Raw genomic sequence first — 23,823 nt, forward strand, 5'->3', positions numbered from 1 at the left:
CGGATCAAGAGAAAAACAACGCTTGTCTTGCCGGGTGTCTTTTTGTAGGAGCGCACTTGTGCGCGACCAGCCTACGGAGCGATACACCCACGCTCCGCGGTCGCGCACAAGTCCGCTCCTACAAGGGAGCGCGCACGCCGTGGGGCGTGGACCTGGAGTTGCGGTCGGCTCTTTGTGGGAGCGCACCCTGTGCGCGACAAACCTACGGAGCGGTACACCGCAGCATGGCTGTCGCGCACAGGGTGCGCTCCCACAGACCAGCGCGAGTTGTCCGCGCTGCGCTCATCGAAGGTCGCGAGAAAAGCGCGCGGGCTTTCAGTTCGGCCTGCGCGCTCCCAGCTGCACCAATACCTCATGCGCCGAGCGAATGCGCTCTGTCGCCCCCGGCAGCTCCAGGTTTACCTTCAGCTTGTCCTGGCCATCGAGCTTGTAAACGCGCGGCAGCCCCTGGATCAGGCGAATGATGGCCATGGGGTCGACTTCCGGCTTGTCGCGGAAAACGATGCGTCCGCCATTGGCGCCGAAGTCGAGTTTGCGGATGCCTAGCGGGGTTGCCATCAGCTTGAGTTGGGCGATGGCGAACAGTTGCTTGGCGGGGTCGGGCAGCAGGCCGAAGCGGTCGATCATTTCCACTTGCAGGTCGCGCAGGTGGTCGTCGTTGCGGGCGCTGGCGATGCGCTTGTAGAGCGTCAGGCGGGTGTGTACATCGGGCAGGTAGTCATCGGGAATCAGCGCCGGCAGGTGCAGTTCAACTTCCGTTTCGTGTTCGCTGCTGAGATCGAAGTCGGGCACCTTGCCGGACTTCAGTGCGCGCACGGCGCGTTCCAGCAGCTCGGTGTATAGACCAAAACCGATTTCCTGGATCTGGCCGGACTGCTCGTCGCCCAGCAACTCACCGGCACCGCGGATTTCCAGGTCGTGCGTGGCAAGCGTGAAGCCCGCGCCCAGTTCTTCCAGCGAAGCGATCGCTTCAAGGCGCTTCTCGGCATCGGCCGTCATCGCCTTGCGATCGGGGACCACGAGGTAGGCATACGCGCGGTGATGCGAGCGGCCCACGCGTCCGCGCAGCTGATGCAGCTGCGCGAGGCCGAAGCGGTCGGCGCGGTTGATGATGATGGTGTTGGCGGTGGGGATGTCGATGCCGGTTTCGATGATGGTGGTGCACACCAGCACGTTGAAGCGCTGGCGGTGGAAATCCGCCATCACCCGTTCGAGTTCGCGTTCGGGAAGCTGGCCGTGGGCTACGCCGATGCGTGCCTCGGGGATCAGCTCCTGCACTTCGCGCGCGGCGCGCTCGATGGTGTCGACCTCGTTGTGCAGGAAGTACACCTGGCCGCCGCGCTGCAGTTCGCGCTGGAATGCTTCGCGCGCGAGTGCCGGTTCCCATTGCGCAACAAAGGTGCGCACGGCCGTGCGATGGGCCGGCGGCGTGGCGATCAGCGACAGGTCGCGCAAGCCGGCCATCGCCATATTGAGCGTGCGCGGGATCGGCGTGGCCGTCATGGTGAGCAGGTCGACTTCGGCACGCAGCTTCTTCAGCTGTTCTTTCTGGCGCACACCAAAGCGCTGCTCTTCGTCGACGATGACCAGGCCGAGATTCTTGAACTTGATCTCCGGCGCGAGCAGCTTGTGCGTACCCACGATCACGTCGATCTGTCCGTCGGCGAGGCGCTTGAGTGCGTCGTTGACTTCCTTGCCCGACTTGAAGCGCGACAGCACGTCGACCTTGACCGGCCAGTCGGCAAAACGGTCGGCGAAGTTGCGGTAGTGCTGCTGGGCGAGCAGGGTGGTGGGCACCAGCACCGCGACCTGGCGGCCGGCCGTGGCGGCGGCAAAGGCGGCACGCAGTGCGACCTCGGTCTTGCCGAAACCCACGTCGCCGCAGATCACGCGATCCATCGCGCGTGGCGCGGCCAGATCGTGCAGCACGGAGTCGATCGCCTGCTGTTGGTCGGGTGTCTCTTCGAACGGGAAGGTGGCGCCGAACTCTTCCACCATCTGTCGATCGATCGGCATCGATTCGCCGCCGCGTGCTTCGCGTTGCGCATAGATGCCGAGCAGTTCGGCGGCCACGTCGCGTACTTTCTCTGCAGCTTTCCTGCGCGCACGTTCCCACGCATCGCCGCCCAGCGAATGCAGCGGCGCCAGTTCCGGCGCGGTACCGGTATAGCGGCTGACCAGACCCAGCTGCGCCACCGGCACGTAGAGCTTGTCGCCCTTGGCGTATTCGATGATGAGGAACTCGCCGTCCATGCCTCCCAGTTCCATCGAGACCAGGCCCTGGTAGCGACCCACGCCGTGATCGACGTGGACAATGGGCGCGCCGATGGTCAGCTCGGTGAGATCGCGGATGATGCTTTCCGGATCGCGCGCCGCGCCGCGGCGTCGCTTGCGCTCCGTGCGCACGCGCTCGCCGAACAGTTCGCGTTCGGTGAGTACGGTGAGCGCCGGATCGTTCAGCGCGAAGCCTTGTTCCAGTCCTGCCGTGGTGATGGCAAGACGCAGCTTGTCGTTGCCCAGAAACGCCGGCCAGCCATCGAGTGTCTCGGGCTTGAGACCTGCGCCGGCCAGTTGTTCGATCAGCGCTTCGCGGCGGCCCGCCGAATCGGCGGTGATCAGCACGCGTCCCGGATAATTGGACAGGAAGTGGCGCAGCGACGTGCCCGGCTCCTCACCCTTGCGGTTGAGCGGCAGCTCAGGCGCGGGCTGCGTGCCGGTGGGCAGGGCATGCTCGTGGCCGCTTTCCACCACTTCGATGCGCAGGCGCTTGTTGAGCTGTTCGCGCAGCAGTTCGGGCGGCAGGTACAACTCAGCCGGCGGCAGCACCGGACGTTCGATATCGTGTGCGCGCTGGTCGTAGCGCTCGCCGGTCTGCGTCCAGAACTGTTCGGCCGATTCGAGCGCGCCTTCGCCAAGCAGGAACACGGCGTTGTCGGCGAGATAGTCGAACAAGGTCGCGGTCTGCTCGAAGAACATGGGCAGGTAGTATTCGATGCCGCCCGGCGTCACGCCTTCCTTCATGTCCTGATAGAGCGGGCAGCGGCGCACGTCGATCGGGAAGCGTTCGCGCAGGCGCGTGCGGAAATCCTTGGCGGCGTTTTCGGTGAGCGGGAATTCGCGCGCCGGCAGCAGTTCGATGTGGTCGACCTGCTGTTGCGAGCGCTGGGTTTCCGGATCGAAGCTGCGGATCGATTCCACTTCGTCGTCGAACAGCTCGATGCGGTAGGGCTGGGCCGAACCCATCGGGAAGATGTCGATCAGCGCACCGCGTACGGCAAAATCACCTGGCTCGGCCACTTGCGGCACGTTGCGGTAGCCGGCTGCTTCCAGTCGGCGCTGTTCGGCGGCCAGATCCAGTTTCTGGCTCTTCTTCATCACCAGGCCTGCGCCGGTGATGTGACTGCGCGGCGCGATGCGCTGCATCAGCGTGGCGATCGGCACCACCAGCACGCCGCGCTGCACGGTAGGCAGCTGGTAAAGCGTGGCGATGCGTTGGGAGACGATGTCCGGGTGCGGGCTGAAGACGTCGTAGGGCAGTGTTTCCCAGTCCGGGAAATGCAGCACCGGCAGGTTGCCCGCAAACACGCGCAGCTCGTCCTCCAGCGCGCTCGCCCGCTGGGTGTCGCGCGTAACGGCGACCAGCAGGCCCTGGTGCGTGCGCGCGGCTTCGGCGACCAGCAGGGCGCGCGAGGAGCCGTGCGGCGACGTCCAGAAACGGCGCTGCTTGGGGCTGGTGGGCAGGGAAGGGTGGGGAATCGACTTGGTCATGCGAACCCGACAATCAGAGGCGTGGCGGCCAGGGATGCCGATCAAATGCGCATGGAGTCATGCCGCCCATGCGCATTTGATCAGAGCATCCCCAGCCACACCGGAAAGCGCGCAAGTGTAACGCGACCGCCCCGGACGAGCCGGGGCGGATGGACTTCTCTATATGGGCACGCGCCGGGTGCGCGACAAGCCCGGGCGGCTGGCGCCTCAGAGCTGCAGCGAGATCTGCGCGGTGCCGGGTTCGTCCGGCGTCAGGCGGCGCACGAAGCCCAGTTCCTTGCACAGCTGCAGCATGGGGCGATTTTCCAGCAGCACATAGCCCCAGATCTCGCTCAGGCCGCGCTTGCGGCAATCGTCGACCAGGCGCTGCATCAGCAGGGCGCCCAGGCCCTGGCGGGCCCAGTCATGCTCGACCAGCACCGAGAACTCGGCACTGTTGGCGGACTCGTCCACAAAGATGCGGCCGACGCCGCGCAGCTCGGCCGGCTGCACCGTTTCGTCCATCAGCACGAAGGCCGTTTCCAGCTCGGGATCGATATTCGTCAGGCGCAGGGCCATCGAATCGGGCAGCTCGCCCATCGAGTGCAGGAAGCGGCGGCGGATGTCTTCCGGCGACAGGCGCGAGAACTGGCGCTTGAGGGCGGCCATATCGCCCGGCTCAATACCGCGCAGGAACAGCTCGCGACCATCATGGGTCTGCACCCGCTCGCCTTTCGCCTTGGGCGGCTCCACCAGGCGCGGGCGTGCAAAACGCTCGGGGCTGCGCAGGGGCACCAGGGCGCGGCTGTTGGAGTAGTAGTCGATGGCGGGAGTCATGCCCATACTTTACCGTACTGTGTGCAGTGCAACATGAACAAAAGGCCTTCAAGGCAGCGCTTCTTGGTGACTCTATGTCGCACCGCATGGCTGAGCGCACGCGAAATTCTGCGAGAGCGGGCCGGACCCGGGCAGAATGCGCCAGCACGCCTGTGACGGCGTTGAGAGAGAGTGAAATCCATGGCGACTGCGTCCAAAGGCATCACCCCGGCACAACTGGAGAAGCTCTGCGGGGGCTGGCCCGGCGTGACCCGGGACATCAAATGGGGCGCGGACCTGGTGTTCAGCGTGGGCGGCAAGATGTTTGCGGTCATGCCCACCGACGGCGGACGGATCTCCTTCAAGGTGGAGGACGAGCGCTTCCTGGAACTCAGCGACCAGCCGGGTATGATCGCCGCCCCTTATCTGGCCCGCGCCCGCTGGATTTCGGTGGTGGAGCCCAAGCGTTTCAGCACCGCGGAACTGTCGGAGCTGATCGGCACGGCTTACGGGCTGATCCGCGCCAAGCTGACCAAAAAACTGCAGGCCGAGTTGGGCGAGTGGCCGCCATCAAAGGAACACAAGAAGTGAAGCAATACATCGGCAGCATCGCCCTCGTCGTGGCGGACTACGACGAAGCGATCCACTGGTACACGCGCGTACTCGGCTTCACGCTGATTGACGACACCGATATGGGCGGCGGCAAGCGCTGGGTCGTGGTGGCGCCGCCGGGTGCCACGGAAACGCGTGTGTTGTTGGCGAAGGCGACGTCACCGGAGCAATCCGCACGCGTGGGTGATCAGGCCGGCGGTCGCGTGTTTCTGTTGCTGCATACCGACGACTTCTGGCGCGACTATCGGCGCATGGAAGCGGCGGGGGCTGTGTTCTGCGAAACGCCGCGCGAAGAGGCCTATGGCACCGTGGTGGTGTTCCAGGATCTGTATGGCAACAAGTGGGATTTGTTGCAGCTCAAATAGCCAAGCCATTGTAGGAGCGCACTTGTGCGCGACAGCCTCACGGAGCGAAGGCCCTGGAGGTGGCGGTCGCGCACAAGTGCGCTCCTACAAGGTATGCCGCATTCAATCGGCGACGTCGGGCTCGAAGAAGCTCCAGCGGATATCAGGGAACTGCTCTTTCATCGCACGCTCGACGTTGTTGATCGCTTCGATCAACGCCGACTGATCCGGCGCCGGCGACATGCGCGCCTTCACGGCGACCATCACGTCCGGGCCCATCTGCAGGGTGAGCAGGTTGAGCACGACGTCCACTTCAGGGCGCGCATTGATGAAGGCCACCAGCTCCTCGCGTCGCCTGGGCTCCACGCCCTGGCCGATCAGCAGATCCTTCACTTTGTTGGCGATCACCACGGCCACCAGCATCAGTAGCGCGCCAATGGCGACGGTGCCGGCGGCGTCGTAGAGCAGGTTGCCGGTGATCATGGTGGCCAGCACGGCGACCAGCGCGATGGTCAGGCCGAGCAAGGCGGCGAGATCCTCGCCGAAGATCACCAGCAGCTCGCTCGAGCGGGTTTCACGGAACCAGCGCCACAGGCTGCGGCCTTCGCGTGCCTTGTTCACTTCCACGAGGCAGCCGTGCATCGAAATGGATTCGGCGACCACGCCGAACGTCAGCACGCCGATCGCCAGCCACGCCCATTTCAGCGGCTCCGGATGGTTGAGCTTGTGGATGCCTTCGTAGATGGAAAACATGCCGCCCACGCTGAATAGCAGGATGGCGACCAGGAACGACCAGAAATACAGGGCGCGGCCCCAGCCCAGCGGGTATTCATCCGAAGGCGGTCGGTCGGCCTGGCGCATGCCCAGCAGCAACAGGCCCTGGTTGCCGCAGTCGGCCAGCGAATGCACCGCTTCGGCCAGCATGGCGCCCGAGCCGGTGATGAACGCGGCCACGAGCTTGCTGATGAAGATGGCGAAATTGGCGCCGAGGGCGAGCAGGATCGCCCTGAGTGAGTTTGCCTGACCGGACATCGTGCCTTCCTTTGGACGAAGGCGCTGAGTTTAGCCGGCTATGCGTCGCGTCAGTGTATGACGCCGCCCACACCGATGCCGAAGCTCACGTTCGACTTGCCGGCTTCCATTTCGGAGGCGGTCCAGACGTGCGACTGCGCCACGCTGACCGTCGGGAACACGTAGCTGGCCTGGCCCACATTGCCTGGGCGCGTGCCGGTGATACGGCCGGCCAGTGTGATCAGCGAGCCGGTCGGATAGTTGAATGGCTCCACGAAGCCCGGCATCACCGCGACGAAACGACCCCAGCCGCCGTTGTTGTCCAGCTTGGGACGCTGCGAGCTGTCCAGCGGATAACCCACCACTTCCACTTCGCTGCGGTCGGGGAAGTTGCGCACTTCGACCACGGTGCCGCCCCAGATCACGTCGGCATTGGCATAGCGGTCCGGTGACTGCGCCACGTTGTTCGGCGTCGTGACCACGGTGTTGGCCGACGGCTTGTAGATGGGCGCCGGCGCGCAAGCCGCGAGCGTCAGCATGGCGAGGGCGGCGGCACTGCGCAGGAGGGTGCTGGAGGCGTGGGTCATGGCCGTATTCCGCGTGAGTTGGTTTGAGCTTAACGGGCTCGTCGCGCGGAAGGTATACGGCAAGTGGAAACCGGATCAGGCATTCAGCTGGCGCTGTCCTGCGCCAGCCAGTCGAGCCGCCATTGGGCAGGCCGTTCCTGCGACAACATGGGCGCCATGGCGCGCAGCGAATCGCGCAGGGCGTCGTCCAGCTTCCACGGGGCGTTGAGGATCACCATGCCCGAGCCGTTGAGTCGCAGCGGCGAATCGTCCGGATGCACCATCAGCTCCGCGCGCAGCACGCGCCGCGCGCCGCAGTGCTGCAACCAGCGATGGAAGGGCTGCACCTGGCTGCGCAGCTTGATCGGATACCACACCGCATACACGCCGGTGGGCCAGCGTTCCAGCGCTGCCTTGAGCGCCTTCTCGATCACGCGATACTCGCTGTCCTGCGCTTCATAAGGCGGGTCGATCAGCACCAGGCCGCGTTTTTCCTTGGGCGGCAGCAGGGCCTTGAGTGCTTCATAGCCGTTGCGCTGATGCACGTGCACGCGGTGGTCGCGATGGAAAAGGTCGCGCAGGCGCGTGGCTTCCTCCGGATGCAGTTCGCATAGCTGGGCGCTGTCGATGTCGCGCATCGCGTTGGCGACTTGCAGCGGCGAGCCTGGGTAGAGCTTCAGGCCGTGATCGTTGCCCGGCAGGCGCAGGATGGCATCGAGCCAGCGGCGCAGCAGCGGCGGCAGCGCCTGGGCCTTGCCGTTGTTTGGAGACAGGTCCGGAAACAGCAGGCGCGAGATGCCGTCTTTGTATTCGCCCGTTTTGCCCGCCTCGGTGCTGTCCAGCGCATAGCAGCCGCTGCCGGCGTGCGTATCGATGAAGGCGAACGGGGTCGGCTTCGCCTGCATGGCTTCGATCAGCGCGAAAAGGACGCTGTGTTTGAGGACATCGGCGAAGTTGCCGGCGTGGTAGGCGTGGCGGTAGTTCATGGGGAGGAGGGGGCGCCGGGCGGAGGGACAGTATAGGGGGTGGTGGGGCGCGCCTTTACTCCCTCCCCGCCGGGGAGAGGGTTGGGGTGAGGGGCCAATCTAGACTCATCGTGAAACAGAGACGGTGCGTAGTTCTTGCTCGTCATCCCGGCGCACCCCACAAGAGGGGGCGAGGGCCGGAAGCGCTCTTCAACAGCCGGATGGCTGGTCATCCAGTAGCGGCGGTCTTTGATTGTCGCGATGCCGCGATCTGGTTCGCCTGCCGCGGGCTTCCGTGCCGCTGCCGCGGCCCGAGTTACTTTTCTTTGCTTGCCCAAAGAAAAGTAACCAAAAGAAACGGCACCCCGGATGACGCGCCTTCCGGGCCTTCGGCCCTCCAGGTGCGCGTGCGGGTTACGGGGTTTTTCGACAGGACATCCCTGTCCTGTCGAAAAACTGGCCGCATCCATGCGGCCACCCTTCGGGCTTTCCTCCACCCGCCCGCCGCGTCATACGGGGACTCCGGGAGCGAAGAGCCGGATCAAGAGCCGAACAACGCCAGGCGCTACTGGGCCGGGCAGGTCTTTTGTAGGAGCGCACTTGTGCGCGACCAACCGACGGAGCGGTACATCCGAGCGCCGCGGTCGCGCACAAGTGCGCTCCTACAAGGGATCGCGCTGGCCTGTGGATGGTGGATCAATCTTGCCGGTCGGCTCTTCTGTGGGAGCGCACCCTGTGCGCGACAAACCTACAGAGCGGTACACCCCTGCGTGGCTGTCGCGCACAGGGTGCGCTCCCACAGACAGGCGGGCGCGACAGGGAGCGGCGGCTAAAGTCGATGCGAGGCAGAAATCGGGAACCCGCTATTCGGTGCCATGGAGGACCCCAATCGCCCCCCAAACCCAACAAGACCCACCTCCAGAGTTGAGCCGCCACCCATCGCATCGCTATCCTCCACCCCATGCCTCGCCTTTTGCTCCGCCACCTCCGCCGCTGCCGCACCTTGCTGGTGCTGGTGATGTGCGCGTGGCTGGCGCTGTCCAGCGTGGCCTGGGCGATGCCGCGGCATGACGATTGCTGTCCGTCGACGGCGGCCATGGGCATGATGACCATGCAGCACGCGTCGCCGGATCACGCGCCGGCGCATCCCTCGAACGTGATGTCCGATAGCTGCTGCAGCCACGCTCCCGCGAGTGTGCCGCTGTCGATGGTGCCGCACGTACTGCATGTGCGGGCCGATGGTTCGCCGCGGCAGTCGCATCGCGAGGCTGCGCCGCAACCCGTCTACGAACCACCGCTGCGGCCACCGGTCGCCTGATTCTCCGTTGAAGGCAACGGGCCGGCACGCGTCGGCCGATTCGATGCGCCTGCATGCGGGCGCGCGGCACGGAGCAATGCAATGAACAAGCAGGAACCGCGCGGTTTTCAACTGCCGCGCCGGCGGTTTGTACAAGGTCTGGCGCTGGGCGGCGTCGCTGCCGGGCTGGGCCTTTGGCGCGGCAATGCGATGGCGCAGGTGGCAGCGCCGCGGGCGGAGTTGCGTGGCAACCATTTCGAACTGGATATCGATGAGCTGCCGGTGGACTTCACCGGCCGCAAGCGCATTGCCACGGTGGTGAACGGTCAGCTGCCGGCGCCACTGTTGCGCTGGCGGCAGGGCGAGACGGTGACGCTGCGCGTGCGCAATCGCCTGAAGGTCAGCAGTTCCATCCACTGGCATGGCATCGTGTTGCCGGCGGATATGGACGGCGTGCCGGGGCTGAGTTTCGACGGGATTCCCGCCGGGGGCGAGTACACCTATCGGTTCACGGTGAACCAGTCGGGTACGTACTGGTACCACAGCCATTCGCGCTTTCAGGAGCAGACGGGTCTGTACGGTCCGATCGTGGTCGAGCCACGCGAGGGCGAGCGCCATCGTGCAGACCGCGACTACGTGGTGATGCTCAACGACTGGACCGATCTCGATCCGGAAACGATTTACGCGAACCTCAAGAAGCAAAGCGACTACTACAACATCGGCAAGCGCACTCTGGGCGACTTCATCCACGACGCCAATGGCGCAGGCATCGCCAAGGCCCTGGACGAACGCCGCATGTGGAACCAGATGAGGATGGATCCCAGCGATCTGGCTGACGTTTCTTCCGTCGCCTATACGTATCTGACGAACGGTTGCACGCCGGCAGGCAACTGGACCGGTCTGTTCGATGCAGGCGAGAAAGTGCGGTTGCGTTTCATCAACGGTTCGTCGATGACGTTTTTCGACGTGCGCATACCCGGCTTGAGCATGACCGTGGTCGCTGCGGACGGTCAGGCCATCGAGCCGGTGAGCGTGGACGAATTTCGCGTCGGCACTGCCGAGACCTATGACGTGATCGTGCAGCCGTCGGCCGATCGTGCGTGGACGATTTTTGCGCAGAGCATGGACCGTACCGGCTATGCACGCGCCACGCTGGCACCGCGTGCAGGGATGACGACTGAAGTGCCTTCGCTCGACGCCCGTCCCTTGCTCGCCATGGGCGACATGATGGGCACGATGGATCACGGCGCGATGGGACACGACATGCCCGGCATGGACATGGGCGGCATGCCGGGGATGGCGATGTCGCATGGTCACGAGGGAGCCGCGCCGTTGAAGACGGGACCCGAGGTGGATGCGCGCGTGACCACACCACGCAGCAATCTCGACGACCCGGGCGTGGGCCTGCGCGACAACGGGCGCCGAGTGCTCACGTACGCTGATCTGCACGCCGTCGATGCGCCCATTGCTCCGCGGGTCGATCGCGAGATGACGCTGCGTCTGACCGGCAATATGGAGCGTTACCTGTGGTCGTTCGACGGCAAGCGCTATTCCGGTGCCGAGCCGTTGCGGTTGCACTACGGCGAGCAGGTGCGCATCGTGCTGGTGAACGACACGATGATGACGCACCCCATCCACCTGCATGGCATGTGGAGCGAAATCGAATCGCCGGACGGCAATTTCCAGGTGCGCAAGCACACGGTGATGGTGCAGCCGGCGCAGCGCATCGCCTATCGCGTGAATGCGGATGCCCTGGGCCGCTGGGCCTATCACTGCCATCTGCTGTACCACATGGAAGCGGGCATGTTCCGCGAAGTGGTGGTGGCATGAGCCGCGCATCCAGGCGATGGATCATGGCGTGCCTTGGCGCACTGCCGATGAGCCTGCTGGCGCAGAGCATGGACATGCAGGACATGCCGGGCATGGCCATGCCGATGCCTCAAGGCGGCGCGGCGCCATCACACGCGAACCAGCAAACACCGTCGCAGCATGACGACAGGCAGCACGGCAGCCATGACATGGCGAATATGGATGAGGCCAAGGTGTTGCCGGCCAACGGCCACATGGCGCCGCCGCCACCGCAATACGTGCTGCATGACATGTCGCCCTCGCAGATGAACGCGATGATGCAGATGGACGACAACGAATCGATCGGCATGCTGCTGGTCGACCGGCTCGAGCGCAGTCGCAGCACCTCCGGTGACTACGCGACCAACTGGGAAGCCGAAGGCTGGTATGGCAACCCCATCAACCGCCTGTGGCTGAAGACCGAAGGCGAGCGTGGCAGCGACGGCACGCAGGATGCTCGCATCGAAGCGCTCTGGAGTCATGCTTGGACCAGCTTCTGGGACGGGCAGCTGGGCGTGCGCCAGGATTTCGGCCAGGGTCCGAATCGCACATGGCTGGCGATGGGCGTGGAAGGCCTGGCGCCGTATTGGTTCGAAACGCAGGCCACGTTCTACGTGGGCGAACAGGGGCGTACCGCGCTGCGCGTGGAGACCAGCTACGACCTGCGCTTCACGCAGAAGCTGATCCTGACGCCAAAGCTGGAGGTCAATCTCTACGGCAAGGACGATCCGCAGCGCGGCATCTCATCCGGCCTTTCCGAAGTCGAGGCGGGTCTGCGTCTGCGCTATGAAGTCAGTCGCAAGTTTGCGCCGTATATCGGCGTGGATTGGGCGCGACGGTTCGGCGATATTCAAAGCGAGCCCGGCTTGCCACCCGTGCAAGCGCGCGAGACAACGTGGGTGGCAGGTGTGCGCTTGTGGTTTTGAAGGTGAGCAGCGGGATGCCGGCATTCGTCGGCATCCCGCGCCTCCCGTAATGATCGCAGGCCCGCAGCTTCAGTAGCCCACCGTGATCCGCTGCCGGCGCGCATCGTTCTTCTCGACGCGGTCCAACAACGCCACCGCATAGTCCGGCACGCTGATATGGCTCTTGCCGTTGGCGTCCACCAGCAACTGGTCGCTGCCGACGCGATACTTGCCGGTGCGCGGGCCGTCTTCAAGCAGCGCAGAGGGACTGATATACGTCCATTCCACCGCATTCTTGTCGTGACGAAAGACTTCCAGCGCCTTGATCTGGCCTTGGGCTTCGTCCTTCCATGCCGCGGGAAAGTGCGGGTCATCGATCACGCGCACGCCAGGCGAGGTTTCCAGCGACGCAGCGCCGCCCACCCATACCAGGCGCTTCACGCCCGCCTTGGGCAGGTAGTCGAGCACTGTCGCGGCGATGGCAGGCACCGCGTCGTTGGAGCCATCGCGACGGGCCGAGATGCTCACGACGAGAACGTCGGAACCACGTACCGCGTCCAGCCAGCTTTCCGGATCGGCGATATCACCGGTGACGACGTCGACGCGGTCGTCCCTGGCAGTCAGGCGCGACGGATCACGCACGATGGCGGTGACATCGGCACCGCGTGCAAGCGCTTCGTCGAGGATGGCGTGGCCGACATGGCCGGTAGCGCCGAACAAGGCGATCTTCATGGGTAGTGCTCTCCAGCGGGGATAGGGGAGTGCGGGGGACGATGACGGGGCTGCCGTGAAAAAACTGCCAGCGCCACCAACAAGGCCCAGCATGCGCCCGCGACAGATCCAGATAAACGCATCAAAGGAGAATTCACTGTAAAGTTTAAGTTGACAGTACGGAGGATGGCATGGCCGAGGTCAATCTCAATCGCTTGTCCGTGTTCACCGCGCTGGTGCGCGCGGGCTCATTCACCGCGGCAGCCGACGTGCTCGGCATGACCAAGGCCATGGTGAGCCAGCACATTGCGCGTCTGGAGAGCGAGCTGGGCGTAACGCTGTTGTCGCGCAGCACGCGGCGCATGACCTTGACCGAGGCCGGCAGCACGTTTCACGCCGCCTGTTTGAGCATTCTTGCCGAGGCCCAGGCCGCGATCGCCCAGGTCGGGCGCAGTCAGGAGCAACCCAGCGGCACGCTGAGGCTCACTGCCACCGGCGATTACGGCACGGCCGTGGTCGCGCCGGCGCTGGCGCAATTCCTGCGCGAGCATCCGTCGTTGCAGGCGGATCTGGTGCTCAACGATCACATGAGCGACCTGATCGCCGAGCGTTTCGACCTGGCCATCCGCATGGGCTGGTTGCGCGATTCCAATCTGCGTTCCACCCGCCTGAGCACGTTTCGCCAGTTGATGGTCGCTGCGCCTGAGTATCTCGCGCGCTGCGGGCAGCCGCGTGTGATCACCGATCTCGCATCGCACGACTGGGTCGCGCTCACCCTGCTGGCCACGCCGCTGCGATGGACGTTCACCGCGCCCGACGGCACACGACGCACCGTGCGCATGCGCCAGCGCGTGCAAGCGAACAATGTGACGACCGCACATGCGCTGGTATGCCATGGTGCGGGCGTCAGCGTGCTGCCGGATTATCTGGTCACGGAAGATATCCGCCAGGGCCGGCTGGTCGTGCTGATGGCGCAATACAGCTTGCCGGTGTGTGGCATCTACGCGGTGTATCCCGGACGCCAGCCGCCGGCTAAGGTGCGCGCCTTCATCGACCACCTGCGCGCGACGCTCGCTGCTTCGGGCTGATGGGCTCAGACCTGGAACATGTAGAACAGATAGGCCACGAACAGGATCAGGTGCACGGCGCCTTGCAGCACGTTGGTGTGACCGCTGGAAAACGTCACCAGGCTCACCGTCAGCGTGAGCAGGAACAACACCAGGTCGGTGTGCTGCAGGCCAAGCTCGATGGGATGCGCGGTGAGCTGGCTGATGACGAGGATGGCCGGAATGGTGAGGCCGATGGTCGACAGTACCGAGCCCAGGAAGATGTTTACCGAGCGCTGCATATGGTTGCCGCGCGCGGCACGCACGGCGCCGATGCCTTCCGGCGTGGCGACCAGCACGGCCATTACCAGTCCGGCCAGCGCCGCCGGTTTGCCCAGCGTTTCCACGACGTAATCGATCGGGTGGGCGAGCTTTTCCGCCAGATACACCACGGGAACCATATAGGCCAGCAAGAGCAGCGCGTGAAAGGTGGTGCGTGTCGCGCCTCCTTGCATCTCAGAAGGGCTTTCGTCGTCGTCCTCCACGGCCGCGAAATAGGCACGGTGGCGACGGGTCTGCAGGCCGATGAACGCGATGTACAACCCGGCGCAGATCACCGCGAGGAAGACCTCTTGTGCCAAGGTGAGCGTCTTGTGCGGGTCGATGGTGTAGTTGGGCATCACCAGCGCCAGGATGCCCAATGGAATGACGACGGCCAGGTAGGCGTTCGCGCCCTGCAGGTTGTACTGCTGCTCGCGATGCCGCCAGCCACCGACCAGCAGCGACAGGCCGACCATGCCGTTGAGCACGATCATGGTGACGGCGAACAAGGTGTCGCGCGCGAGCGTGGGGTTGTTCGCCCCGTGCAGCATGATGGCGGTGATGCTGATCACTTCGATGGTGGTGATCGACAGCGTCAGCACCAAGGTGCCATAGGGTTCGCCCAGCTGTTCGCCCAGGTGTTCCGCGTGTCGCACCACGGCCAGGGCGGAACCCAGGATCACGGTGAACAGCCATCCAAAAATGACGGCGAGCCACAGCGGATGATCGAGCCCGTCCAGCAGTCGCGGACCAAAGAGCAGGAAGGCGAGGGCGGTGGCCGCACTGATGGCCAGGAACCACTCGCGCCGTACGATTCTAGGGAATCTGACCCGCGTCATCGCAAGCACCTCCCCGCAGCCGTGATCGACGCTGGGCGTCGTGCACGTTCACCCGGTGGCGTAAGTCACCGTAGCGACGGCGGCCTATTCAACCACATTGTGGCTTTCGGCCGTGCCCAGCAGTTCCGGCTGGGTGGTCGCCGTCTGTTTGCGCGTCAACAGCGGGTGAACGAATACGGCAGCCAGGATCACCGCGACGCCGACATAGAACCAGCCATCCAGTTGGCGTTGTTCACCCAGCAGAAGGATCGCCAATACGATGGCGTAGACCGGCTCCAGGTTGGTCACCATCTGCGTGCCGAAAGCGCTCATATGGCGCAAGGCCACCAGTGCCAGGGCGAACGGCAGCAACGTGCAGCCGAACGAGAGCACGGTGAGCAGGGTGGCGTCGTGCAGGCTGGGCCATACAAACGCAGGCCCGGAGTGCGGTAGCAGCGGAGCCAGCAACGTAAGGAATAACGTGCCGGTGCCCAGCTCGATGCAGGTAACGGTGAGCGGGTCGCCGTGTTCCACCATGCGTTTGTTGAAGGCGCTGAACAGCGCCACCAGCAGTGCGGAGAGTGCGCCCACGACGATGCCCATGCGCATGCCCATCGGCACGCCGCCCACGACCATCGCCACGCCGGGGACCACGGCGACGCCGATCAACAGCTCACGCGGGTCGAACTTGCGGCGGGCGATCCAGGGTTCCACCAGCGAAAGAAAGACCGGCCCCAGCGCGATGCAGGTGGCGCCGACCGAGGCATTGGCAAGCTTGATGGCGGCGTAGAAGGTCAGCCAGTGCAGAGACACCAGCACGCCGATACCGGCATAAGCCCAGCGCAGTCTCGCCGGCATGGCCATCAAGCCACGCCATACCCGTGGCACCAGCAACAGTGCGCCCGACACCAGCAGCATGCGCCACCACACCAGTTGCATGGCCGGCAGGGTGATCAGCTTGCCCAGGATGGCGGTGAAGCCCCAGAGCAGCACGCAGAAATGGATCTGCCAGCGGGCCTTGTTGACCGGTTGCATGCACGAATGTCGACGAAGAGGGAGTCCGGCATTCTAGCCTTGCGGCGCGATCATTGGTGCGTGGCGGCGGCCTTGGCCTTGTCCGGCAGCGGTGCGGTGCGCGCCTTGGATGCGCCGCGCATCTGCTCGAGCACGGTGGCGCAGGTATTGTCCTGCTCGCCCTTGCTGGTGGCGACCAGCGGCAGCAGCGCGGCGACCGGTGCGGCGAACACGGCCAGCGCCACGGCGCCGCCGCCACGCAGGATCAGCGGCCCCGGCTGCACGCCGACATCGGGATCCTTGAGCGTGCCCTTCACGTAAAGGGGCGAGCGCAGGGAGAGGATGCGCACGCCCTTCGATTCGGGCCGCACGTCGAGGTCGAGCTTTTCGTTGGCGAAGTTGACCGTGCCATTCACGCGGATGGTGGCGTCTTCCGTGTCGAACACGAACAGCTGGGTCTGGTACAAGCCGTTGGTGGCCGACAGATCCGATGCCGCGCAATTGATCTTCACCGTCTTGTCGCCGAACAGCTTGACGATCACGATGTTCGCCACATTGAGGCCGGCCGTTTCCAGCAACGCCTTGCTGATGGCGCCGTCGTTCATCAGCAGCTTCAGCTCGCCGGTGGAGGTGCCCATCAGTTCGCTCACCGAGTTGCCGCGCGCATTGAGCGCCGCGTCGCCATTGATCTCGCCAAAGCTGGTCTGCATCGGCGCGAACTTGGGGAACAGTTCCTTGAGCTTGAGGTGCCGCGCCTTGAGCTTGATGTCGCCCTTCATCGGGCTGGTGCTGCCGTCGAGGCGCAGGTTGCTGTCGATCTTGCCGCTGGCGAAATCGAAGCTCAGTGGACTGAGCGTCAGCACGCCGTTAGTCATCACGATGTGGGTCTGCAGCGCATCGATCGGCAGCGCCGTATCGCGCACGATCTTGGCCGCGCTGAACGTGACATCCGCATCCATCGCGCGCCAACGATCGGTGCGGAACGGCTCGACGGGCAACACCTTGTCGCTAGGTTGCGGTGTGGCGTCGCCGCGTTGATCTTTCTCTGCGTTGGAGTCCGCGCCGATCAAAGGAGCAAGGTCAGAGAAGCGCAGCAGCTGCGACTTCACCGTGCCGGTCAATGTCGGACGTGCACTGCCGGTGTCGAAGGCGAGATCGCCGGCCAGATCGCTGCCGCCCACCCGCCCGCGGAAATGATCGTAGGAGAAATGACTGGCGCCCTTTTTCAGGGTCGCGCGCAGATGGCCTTCGGTCGCATACGGCGGCGTGTCGGGCAGGGTGACGCCAATCAGCGGATACAGCTTGGCCATGCTGCTGCCGGAGAACCACAGGCGGATATTGAGCGCGGCCAGGTGCAGCGGGTCGGTGAGCGTGCCCACCATGGCGATATGCGTATCTCCCACATGCATGTCGGCCTGCAGCGGGAACGGCTGGTCGGTCTCCTGCAGCGCGAGCACGCCGCCGGTCTTGCCGTTGCCGTCGACCGCGGCGCCCTGGTATTTGCCCTGGGCCTGGAACGCAAACTGGTAGGTGGCGCTGGTGTGGCCCGGTTGGTTTTCCTGTGTGCCCGCATCCTTCTCAAGCGTGGTCTTCGCATTGGCGCCGACGGTCTTGCTGGCCTGCTCGCGTGCATCGGCCGATTGCTGCGAGACGATGTCGCCATAGGGGATGGCGCGCTGCAAGGCCTCCATGGTGATCTGCAGATCGGCCTTGTTGATCGCATCGTTCAGCATGATATGACCGCGGTCAAAACCGATCGCATGCAGATCGAGTTTCCATGCCGAGGGCGTGGTGTTGTTGGTGAACGCAAACTCCCAGTTCGCCTGCCCTTGCGCATTGCGCTCCAGGTCGATGGCGGGCTGGGTGAGATAGAGCACCGGGATTTCCACCCGATGCACGATCAGCGGCAGCGGCGAAATGCGGAAGCGCAAGGCATCGAGCTGTGCAAAATGCGGTTGCTCGGTCCAGTCGGGATTGCCGATGCTGATGTTCTGCGCGATGAACTCCGGCCACGGCACCCAGCCTTCGATGCCGCTGGCGCGCTCTTCGCGTCGCCAGCGCACGCTCAGATCGCCATTGATGGCGAACGGCCGCCCCAAGGTTTCGCTGGCACGCGCATTGATGGTGGGCTTGAGACGATTCCAGTCGAACGTGGCGATCACGATCAACAACACCACGATCAGCGCCAGGCAGACGCCGATGATCCATGCCACTATTTTCCAACCCCGCCGCATGCCTTGCTCCCGTGAGGGTCTGCGGCCATCCTGCCGGTGCGAGGGGTGAAGAGCGCGTCGTCTTTGGGTATAGGGCCGCGGCAATGTTCACGCAGCATGGCGCTGAACGCTGCCGACGCGCGGGATCAGAAACGTCGACTAACAGGGGAAAGGCATGCGCATGTTGGAACGAGCAGTGCTGTTGGCAGCGCTTGTGGTGGTAGCAGCCGGATGTTCGAAGAAGCAGGAAGTGGCACCGTTACCTGTGCCAGGCGAAACGGCCAGCGGTGGGGCCAAGCTTGCGTATGAGCACCACCTGCGCATCACCTTGCCTGAAGCAGAGATTCCAGCGCGCATGGCCGCCGTGCGAAAGGCGTGTGAGTCGGCACAGTTTGGCGCATGCAATGTGTTGCGCATCGAGCAGGGCGAAAACAGCGCGATGTTGACGCTGCGCGTGGTGCCGTCCGGCGTGGAGCCGCTGACCGGCATGGCCAGCAAGGATGGGACGGTGGCGTGGCGGCAAACCCGCGCTGAAGACCTGGCGGACGCGGTGAATGACAACGAGCAGAAGCTGCAGCAGCTGGAAGCTTATTCAGCGCAGATGGAACAGCTGGCGCAACGCAAGGACCTGGCCACCAGCGACCTCATTGCGCTGGGCCATGAACGCGCTCAGATCCAGGTGCAGCGCGAAAGCCTTCAGAACACGGCCGCGCAACAACAGCGGCGTCTCGACACCAATCTGCTACAGCTGGATTTCGCCGATAAGAGTCGCGGCCACCGGCTTGGTGTGTCGCTCGGCGAATGGATGGACCAACTATACGACGGCATTCGCGACGCCTTGTCGATGCTTGCCTATGGCATCCCGTTCCTGTTGCTGGCGTTCCCGCTGGCGTTGGGATGGCGCTGGATCTGGCGCCGCGTAACGCGCAAGTCCCGCCTGCGCGAAGCGCCCCCGTAGTAGCTGAAACCAGGACGTTGCCGCCAGGGAGCGGCAACGTCTGACTTGATCAGTGCGCCGGCTTGGCGTCGCGCACGGGAATGCTCACGCTGCACAGGTCCACCTTGTGCACCGGCAATCGATAGAAGTCGTCCAGGCGATTGCGCTTGGCATCCACCAAAGCCGCGAAGGTGGCGCTGTCGGTGCGCAGCACTTCCACGTGGGGGCGCTGGTCAGCGGGAAGATCGGCGGCGAGGCGCACGGAGGGGATCGCCACGCGTTGTTCGGCCTTTTCATAGAAGCCCAGCGGGCCGGTACCGCGCGGCAGGCCCGAGAGGTATTCCACGCCTTGCAGCACGCGGCCGACTACGGCGATGTTGCGATCGAGTGCGCGCGGCGACTGGCCGATCACGGCATAAAGCTCGCTGCCGCTGCCGGTTTCAGGATCGATGTCGCGGCCCACGCCCACCATGCCGTAGCAATGGGTCAGCCACTCTTGCTGGCTGGCCTTGTCGCGCGCTACCGGGAACCCTTCGGAGAAGCCGACTTCCGCTGCGTAGAAATCGCCGTCCTTCAACGCGGTAAACGGGAGCTTGGCGTCGTAAGGGCGGGTGTATTCCGGCGGCAGCCGGTCCTTGGCCGAGCCCAGGGATTTGAGCTTGCTCTTGTCGCCCTCATCGTCACTGGCCGGGTCGCCCCACTGGGTGACGAAGTTGTCGTGCACCCGCACGATGGCGAGGCCGTCGTAATAGTGCTCGTGCGCCATGGTGCGGATATTGGCCACATGCAGCGGCGCAAAATCGGGAGCCAGCTCGATCAGCACGCGCCCCTGCGGCAGTTGCATGACCAGCAGGTTCTGCGGGTCGGGCGTGCGCCACTCCTGCGCCTGCGACTTGGCCAGCAGTTCCTTCGGCGAGGGCGTATGGGCAGGCTTCGCTTCGTCGGCCGCCACGGTGGCGGACAGCGAGACAGCGAGCGCAAGGGCAAGGCATTGGCGCAGCAGCATGGAATCCCCCTCGTCGGAAAGCCAGCAAGGTAGCAGAGCTGTCCTGGCGCCTCCATGCCCATCCCTGTGGGAGCGCACCCTGTGCGCGACGGCCTTACCAGTGCCTGCGCACGTTCCGCCGCCCCGCGCAAGCCGCGAAACCAGCGCGCAGGTTCTCTACAATGCCGCCCCTTTGCCCGCCGCAGCACGCTCCCATGGACATCGTCGTCAACGAAGAACTCAAGGCCTATATCGACCCGCTCACCCCGGACGAATACGAGGCGCTGGAACGCAGCCTGCTCGCGGAGGGTTGCCGCGACTCGCTGGTGCTATGGGGCGATGTCCTGGTCGACGGCCACAACCGCTACGGCATCTGCCGCAAGCACGACCTGCCGTTCAACACGGTGCAGAACACGCGCTTCCAGTCGATGGAAGACGTGCACCTGTGGATGATCGAGCAGCACCTTGGACGTCGCAGCGTGTCCGATTTCCAGCGCGGCGTGCTGGCACTGCGCAAGCGCGAGATCCTGCAGGAGCGTCGCACGCGCACCAAGCCGGCGGAGCAGGAAACCGCACCGGCTGCCGACGAGGTGCCGCCGTCCCCGGCGGCCGACGTGGCCGAATCGCCCGCCAAGTCCGAGCCGCTGCCCAGCCGCCAGGCCATCGCGCGCGAGGCGAGGCTGAGCAACAACCAGGTGGTGATGATCGAAAAGATCCAGAAGCAGGCTGCACCGGAAGTGGTGGCGGCGGTGAAATCCGGCGTGTTGTCGATCAATGCGGCCGCGGCCGTGGCGACCTTGCCGGAGGACGAGCAGCGCGCCGCTGCCAGCGCCGGCGACGACGAACTCAAGCAGGCGGCCAAGCGCGTGCGCGAGGCCAAGCGCAAGCCCAAGCCGGTGGTGGAAGCAGGCGAGGGCGAGGATTTGCCGACCCTGCAGCGTCGCGTTGCCGAGCTCAAGGCCGAAGTGGCGGAGCTCAAGGCCGACAACGAAGCGCTGCGCGAACAGCTCGCCCGATGGGAACGTTCCGCCAGCGAGTGACGTTTTTGCGGACCCCGTTCGCAATGAATACGTATGCAGCCGCTGGTTGCTGCACTGCGATGCTTTCTAGGATGCGACGCACTGCCGCCCGAAAGGCGGTTGCGCGAGGGGAGTGCGCGCGACCGCGCTGAAGTTGCGAACGACAGTGGTGTTCGCTAGGCCGCCAGCCGTGGCAGGGAGTGCCCCATGGCGTTGCTGCTGTTCGACCTGATCGTCAACGAAGCAGGATGGAGGCTCACCCATGAAGTGCTCGAAAATCCTCGCCGCGCTGCTGGCCTGCGCGGCGCTCGCCGGCGTGCCCGCTGCAACGACCCACGCGGCTATCAACAGCATGAGTCTTGGCGCCAGTTACAACGCGCAAAAGACCAGCATCACCTTTCGCGTCTACTCGTCCAGCGCCACGCGCATCGTGTTGTACCTGTATGCGAGCGGCTATGGCGCGCAGGAATCGGCTACTTACACACTAAGCTCCGTCGGCAGCGGCGTATGGGCGGTGACGGTGCCGGTGTCGTCGATCCAGGCGGCGGGCATCACCGGTTCGGTGTACTACGGATACCGCGCCTGGGGACCGAACTGGCCGTATAGCAGCAGTTGGGGCAAGGGCTCGCAGGTGGGCTTCGTTTCCGATGTCGACGCCAGTGGCAATCGTTTCAATCCCAACAAGCTGCTGCTCGATCCCTATGCACAGGAAGTGAGCCAGGATCCGCTCAACCCGTCGAACCAGAACGGCAACGTGTTCGCCTCTGGCGCCAGCTATCGCACGACGGACAGCGGCATCTACGCGCCCAAGGGCGTTGTATTGGCGCCGAGCACGCAAGGCACCGGCACCAAGCCCACGCGTGCGCAGAAGGACGACGTGATCTACGAAGTGCACGTGCGCGGCTTCACCGAACAGGACACGTCGATTCCCGCGCAGTATCGCGGCACCTATTACGGGGCGGGGCTGAAGGCGAGTTATCTGGCCAGCCTCGGCGTCACCGCGGTGGAATTCCTGCCCGTGCAGGAAACGCAGAACGACGCCAACGATGTGGTGCCCAACTCGGATGCCAACCAGAACTACTGGGGCTACATGACCGAGAACTATTTTTCGCCGGACCGACGCTACGCCTATAACAAGGCGCCCGGCGGCCCCACGGCGGAATTTCAGGCGATGGTGCAGGCCTTCCACAATGCCGGCATCAAGGTGTACATGGACGTGGTCTACAACCATACGGCCGAGGGCGGCACGTGGACCAGCAACGACCCGACCACGGCAACGATCGAATCGTGGCGTGGCCTGGATAACGCCACTTATTACGAGCTGACCTCCGGCAACCAATATTTCTACGACAACACCGGCATTGGCGCCAACTACAACACGTACAACACGGTGGCGCAGAACCTGATCGTGGATTCGCTGGCTTATTGGGCGAACACCATGGGCGTGGACGGCTTCCGCTTCGATCTTGCTTCCGTGCTGGGCAATAGTTGCCTCAACGGTGCGTACACCTCGGCGGCGCCCAATTGCCCGAGCGGCGGATACAACTTCGATGCAGCCGATTCCAATGTGGCGATCAACCGTATCCTGCGCGAATTCAGCGTGCGCCCGGCCACGGGTGGCAGCGGCCTGGACCTGTTTGCCGAGCCTTGGGCGATCGGTGGCAATTCGTATCAGCTAGGCGGCTTTCCGCAAGGATGGTCCGAGTGGAACGGCGTGTTCCGCGACAGCCTGCGCCAGGCGCAGAACGAACTGGGCAGCATGACCATCCATATCACGCAGGATGCGACCGACTTCTCCGGTTCGTCCAACCTGTTCCAGGCCAATGGACGTTCGCCGTGGAACTCGGTGAACTTTATCGACGTGCATGACGGCATGACGCTGAAGGACGTCTATTCGTGCAACGGCGCGAGCAACAGCCAGGCATGGCCTTACGGCCCATCCGACGGTGGCACCAGCACGAACTACAGCTGGGACCAGGGCATGTCGGCCGGCACCGGTACGGCGCTGGACCAGCGTCGTGCCGCGCGCACCGGTATGGCGTTCGAAATGCTCTCGGCGGGCACGCCGCTGATGCAGGGTGGCGATGAATACCTGCGCACGCTCCAGTGCAACAACAACGCCTACAACCTGGACTCCAGCGCGAACTGGCTCACCAACAGCTGGACCACGGATCAGAGCAATTTCTACACGTTTGCACAGCGCCTGATCGCGTTCCGCAAGGCGCATCCGGCCCTGCGCCCGGCCAGCTGGTATTCCGCCAGCCAGGTGGTCTGGTACCAGTCCAGCGGTGCGACGGCAGACACCAACTATTGGAACAACACCAGCAACTACGCGCTTGCATACACCATCAATGGTCCGGCGCTGGGCGACAGCAACTCCATGTATATCGCCTACAACGGCTGGTCGGGCAGCGTCACCTTCACGCTGCCAGCGCCGCCCTCGGGCACGCAGTGGTATCGCGTCACCGACACCTGCAACTGGAACGATGGCGCCAATACCTTCGTATCACCCGGCAACGAAGCCTTGATTGGTGGCGCCGGAACAACCTACGGGCAGTGCGGGCAGTCCTTGCTGTTGTTGATCTCCAAGTAGTTCGCAAGCTTGCCTCCGCACGACCCACGCAGGTCGTGCGGAGGCGCGCGAGGCT

The 23,823-nt window shown here is 64.5% G+C and carries 19 protein-coding genes; 9 read left to right on the plus strand and 10 right to left on the minus strand.

What is annotated here, in order from left to right; translation table 11 throughout:
- Positions 1-315 precede the first annotated feature (315 nt).
- Entirely contained in the window at positions 316-3,768 is a 3,453-nt protein-coding gene (gene mfd, locus AC1DKY_RS06580) for a transcription-repair coupling factor (protein ID WP_441604172.1), read from the minus strand.
- 207 nt (positions 3,769-3,975) lie between these two features.
- Positions 3,976-4,584, minus strand: a complete 609-nt coding sequence (locus AC1DKY_RS06585; protein WP_441604171.1) for a GNAT family N-acetyltransferase — start codon at positions 4,582-4,584, stop codon at positions 3,976-3,978.
- 180 nt (positions 4,585-4,764) lie between these two features.
- Here AC1DKY_RS06585 and AC1DKY_RS06590 point away from each other — a divergent pair, with 180 nt between their 5' ends.
- Together AC1DKY_RS06590 and AC1DKY_RS06595 are read left to right on the plus strand one after the other, a co-directional pair.
- The gene (locus AC1DKY_RS06590) at positions 4,765-5,154 is read left to right on the plus strand and encodes an MmcQ/YjbR family DNA-binding protein (protein WP_441604170.1); all 390 of its coding nucleotides are present in this window, start codon (positions 4,765-4,767) and stop codon (positions 5,152-5,154) included.
- A complete protein-coding gene (locus tag AC1DKY_RS06595) occupies positions 5,151-5,540 on the plus strand; it encodes a VOC family protein (RefSeq protein ID WP_441604169.1) in 390 nt (129 codons plus the stop codon). The genes AC1DKY_RS06590 and AC1DKY_RS06595 overlap by 4 nt, the downstream gene beginning before the upstream one ends.
- Positions 5,541-5,642: 102 nt before the next feature.
- On the opposite strand, the gene AC1DKY_RS06600 is transcribed toward AC1DKY_RS06595, so the two are convergent.
- The 3 genes from AC1DKY_RS06600 to AC1DKY_RS06610 all read right to left on the minus strand — a co-directional run bounded on the left by AC1DKY_RS06600 (position 5,643) and on the right by AC1DKY_RS06610 (position 8,082).
- A complete protein-coding gene (locus AC1DKY_RS06600) occupies positions 5,643-6,551 on the minus strand; it encodes a cation diffusion facilitator family transporter (RefSeq protein ID WP_441604168.1) in 909 nt (302 codons plus the stop codon).
- Between the two features lie 50 nt (positions 6,552-6,601).
- Positions 6,602-7,117 carry a Slp family lipoprotein gene (locus AC1DKY_RS06605; RefSeq protein WP_441604167.1) on the minus strand — a complete coding sequence of 172 codons (516 nt, stop codon included), beginning with the start codon at positions 7,115-7,117 and terminating at the stop codon, positions 6,602-6,604.
- An 83-nt stretch (positions 7,118-7,200) separates the two neighbouring features.
- Entirely contained in the window at positions 7,201-8,082 is an 882-nt protein-coding gene (locus tag AC1DKY_RS06610; RefSeq protein WP_441604166.1) for a 23S rRNA (adenine(2030)-N(6))-methyltransferase RlmJ, read from the minus strand.
- A gap of 952 nt (positions 8,083-9,034) precedes the next feature.
- Here AC1DKY_RS06610 and AC1DKY_RS06615 point away from each other — a divergent pair.
- The 3 genes from AC1DKY_RS06615 (at position 9,035) to AC1DKY_RS06625 (ending at position 12,132) form a co-directional block, all read left to right on the plus strand.
- Positions 9,035-9,379 carry a hypothetical protein gene (locus tag AC1DKY_RS06615; RefSeq protein WP_441604518.1) on the plus strand — a complete coding sequence of 115 codons (345 nt, stop codon included), beginning with the start codon at positions 9,035-9,037 and terminating at the stop codon, positions 9,377-9,379.
- An 81-nt stretch (positions 9,380-9,460) separates the two neighbouring features.
- The gene (locus tag AC1DKY_RS06620) at positions 9,461-11,188 is read left to right on the plus strand and encodes a copper resistance system multicopper oxidase (protein ID WP_441604519.1); all 1,728 of its coding nucleotides are present in this window, start codon (positions 9,461-9,463) and stop codon (positions 11,186-11,188) included.
- Entirely contained in the window at positions 11,185-12,132 is a 948-nt protein-coding gene (locus AC1DKY_RS06625) for a copper resistance protein B (RefSeq protein WP_441604520.1), read from the plus strand. Before AC1DKY_RS06620 ends, AC1DKY_RS06625 begins: the two co-directional genes overlap by 4 nt.
- A gap of 69 nt (positions 12,133-12,201) precedes the next feature.
- Here AC1DKY_RS06625 and AC1DKY_RS06630 read toward each other — a convergent pair whose 3' ends face one another.
- Positions 12,202-12,843 carry an NAD(P)-dependent oxidoreductase gene (locus AC1DKY_RS06630; protein ID WP_441604521.1) on the minus strand — a complete coding sequence of 214 codons (642 nt, stop codon included), beginning with the start codon at positions 12,841-12,843 and terminating at the stop codon, positions 12,202-12,204.
- A gap of 170 nt (positions 12,844-13,013) precedes the next feature.
- Between AC1DKY_RS06630 and AC1DKY_RS06635 the strand changes: the two genes are divergently transcribed.
- A complete protein-coding gene (locus AC1DKY_RS06635) occupies positions 13,014-13,910 on the plus strand; it encodes a LysR family transcriptional regulator (protein WP_441604522.1) in 897 nt (298 codons plus the stop codon).
- 5 nt (positions 13,911-13,915) lie between these two features.
- Here AC1DKY_RS06635 and AC1DKY_RS06640 read toward each other — a convergent pair whose 3' ends face one another.
- The 3 genes from AC1DKY_RS06640 to AC1DKY_RS06650 form a co-directional block, all read right to left on the minus strand.
- Entirely contained in the window at positions 13,916-15,028 is a 1,113-nt protein-coding gene (locus AC1DKY_RS06640; RefSeq protein ID WP_441604523.1) for a calcium:cation antiporter, read from the minus strand.
- An 84-nt stretch (positions 15,029-15,112) separates the two neighbouring features.
- Positions 15,113-16,042 (minus strand): DMT family transporter, encoded by a 930-nt coding sequence (locus tag AC1DKY_RS06645; protein ID WP_441604524.1) that lies wholly within the window; start codon positions 16,040-16,042, stop codon positions 15,113-15,115.
- Positions 16,043-16,092: 50 nt separating this feature from the next.
- Positions 16,093-18,255, minus strand: coding sequence for an AsmA family protein (locus tag AC1DKY_RS06650; RefSeq protein ID WP_441604525.1), 2,163 nt, complete (start codon positions 18,253-18,255; stop codon positions 16,093-16,095).
- A gap of 160 nt (positions 18,256-18,415) precedes the next feature.
- Here AC1DKY_RS06650 and AC1DKY_RS06655 point away from each other — a divergent pair, with 160 nt between their 5' ends.
- Positions 18,416-19,192 (plus strand): DUF4349 domain-containing protein, encoded by a 777-nt coding sequence (locus tag AC1DKY_RS06655; protein WP_441611090.1) that lies wholly within the window; start codon positions 18,416-18,418, stop codon positions 19,190-19,192.
- 49 nt (positions 19,193-19,241) lie between these two features.
- Here the strand turns inward: AC1DKY_RS06655 and AC1DKY_RS06660 are convergent, their stop codons facing one another.
- Positions 19,242-20,177 (minus strand): peptidylprolyl isomerase, encoded by a 936-nt coding sequence (locus AC1DKY_RS06660; protein WP_441604527.1) that lies wholly within the window; start codon positions 20,175-20,177, stop codon positions 19,242-19,244.
- Between the two features lie 194 nt (positions 20,178-20,371).
- On the opposite strand from AC1DKY_RS06660, the gene AC1DKY_RS06665 reads away from it, so the two are divergent.
- Both AC1DKY_RS06665 and AC1DKY_RS06670 read left to right on the plus strand, forming a co-directional pair.
- On the plus strand, positions 20,372-21,196 hold the full coding sequence (locus AC1DKY_RS06665) for a plasmid replication/partition related protein (RefSeq protein ID WP_441604528.1): 825 nt from the start codon (positions 20,372-20,374) through the stop codon (positions 21,194-21,196).
- Between the two features lie 241 nt (positions 21,197-21,437).
- Complete coding sequence (locus tag AC1DKY_RS06670) at positions 21,438-23,768, plus strand: alpha-amylase family glycosyl hydrolase (RefSeq protein ID WP_441604529.1); 2,331 nt, start codon at positions 21,438-21,440, stop codon at positions 23,766-23,768.
- Positions 23,769-23,823 lie beyond the last annotated feature (55 nt).

The sequence above is a fragment of the Dyella sp. 01N448 genome (assembly GCF_056399225.1).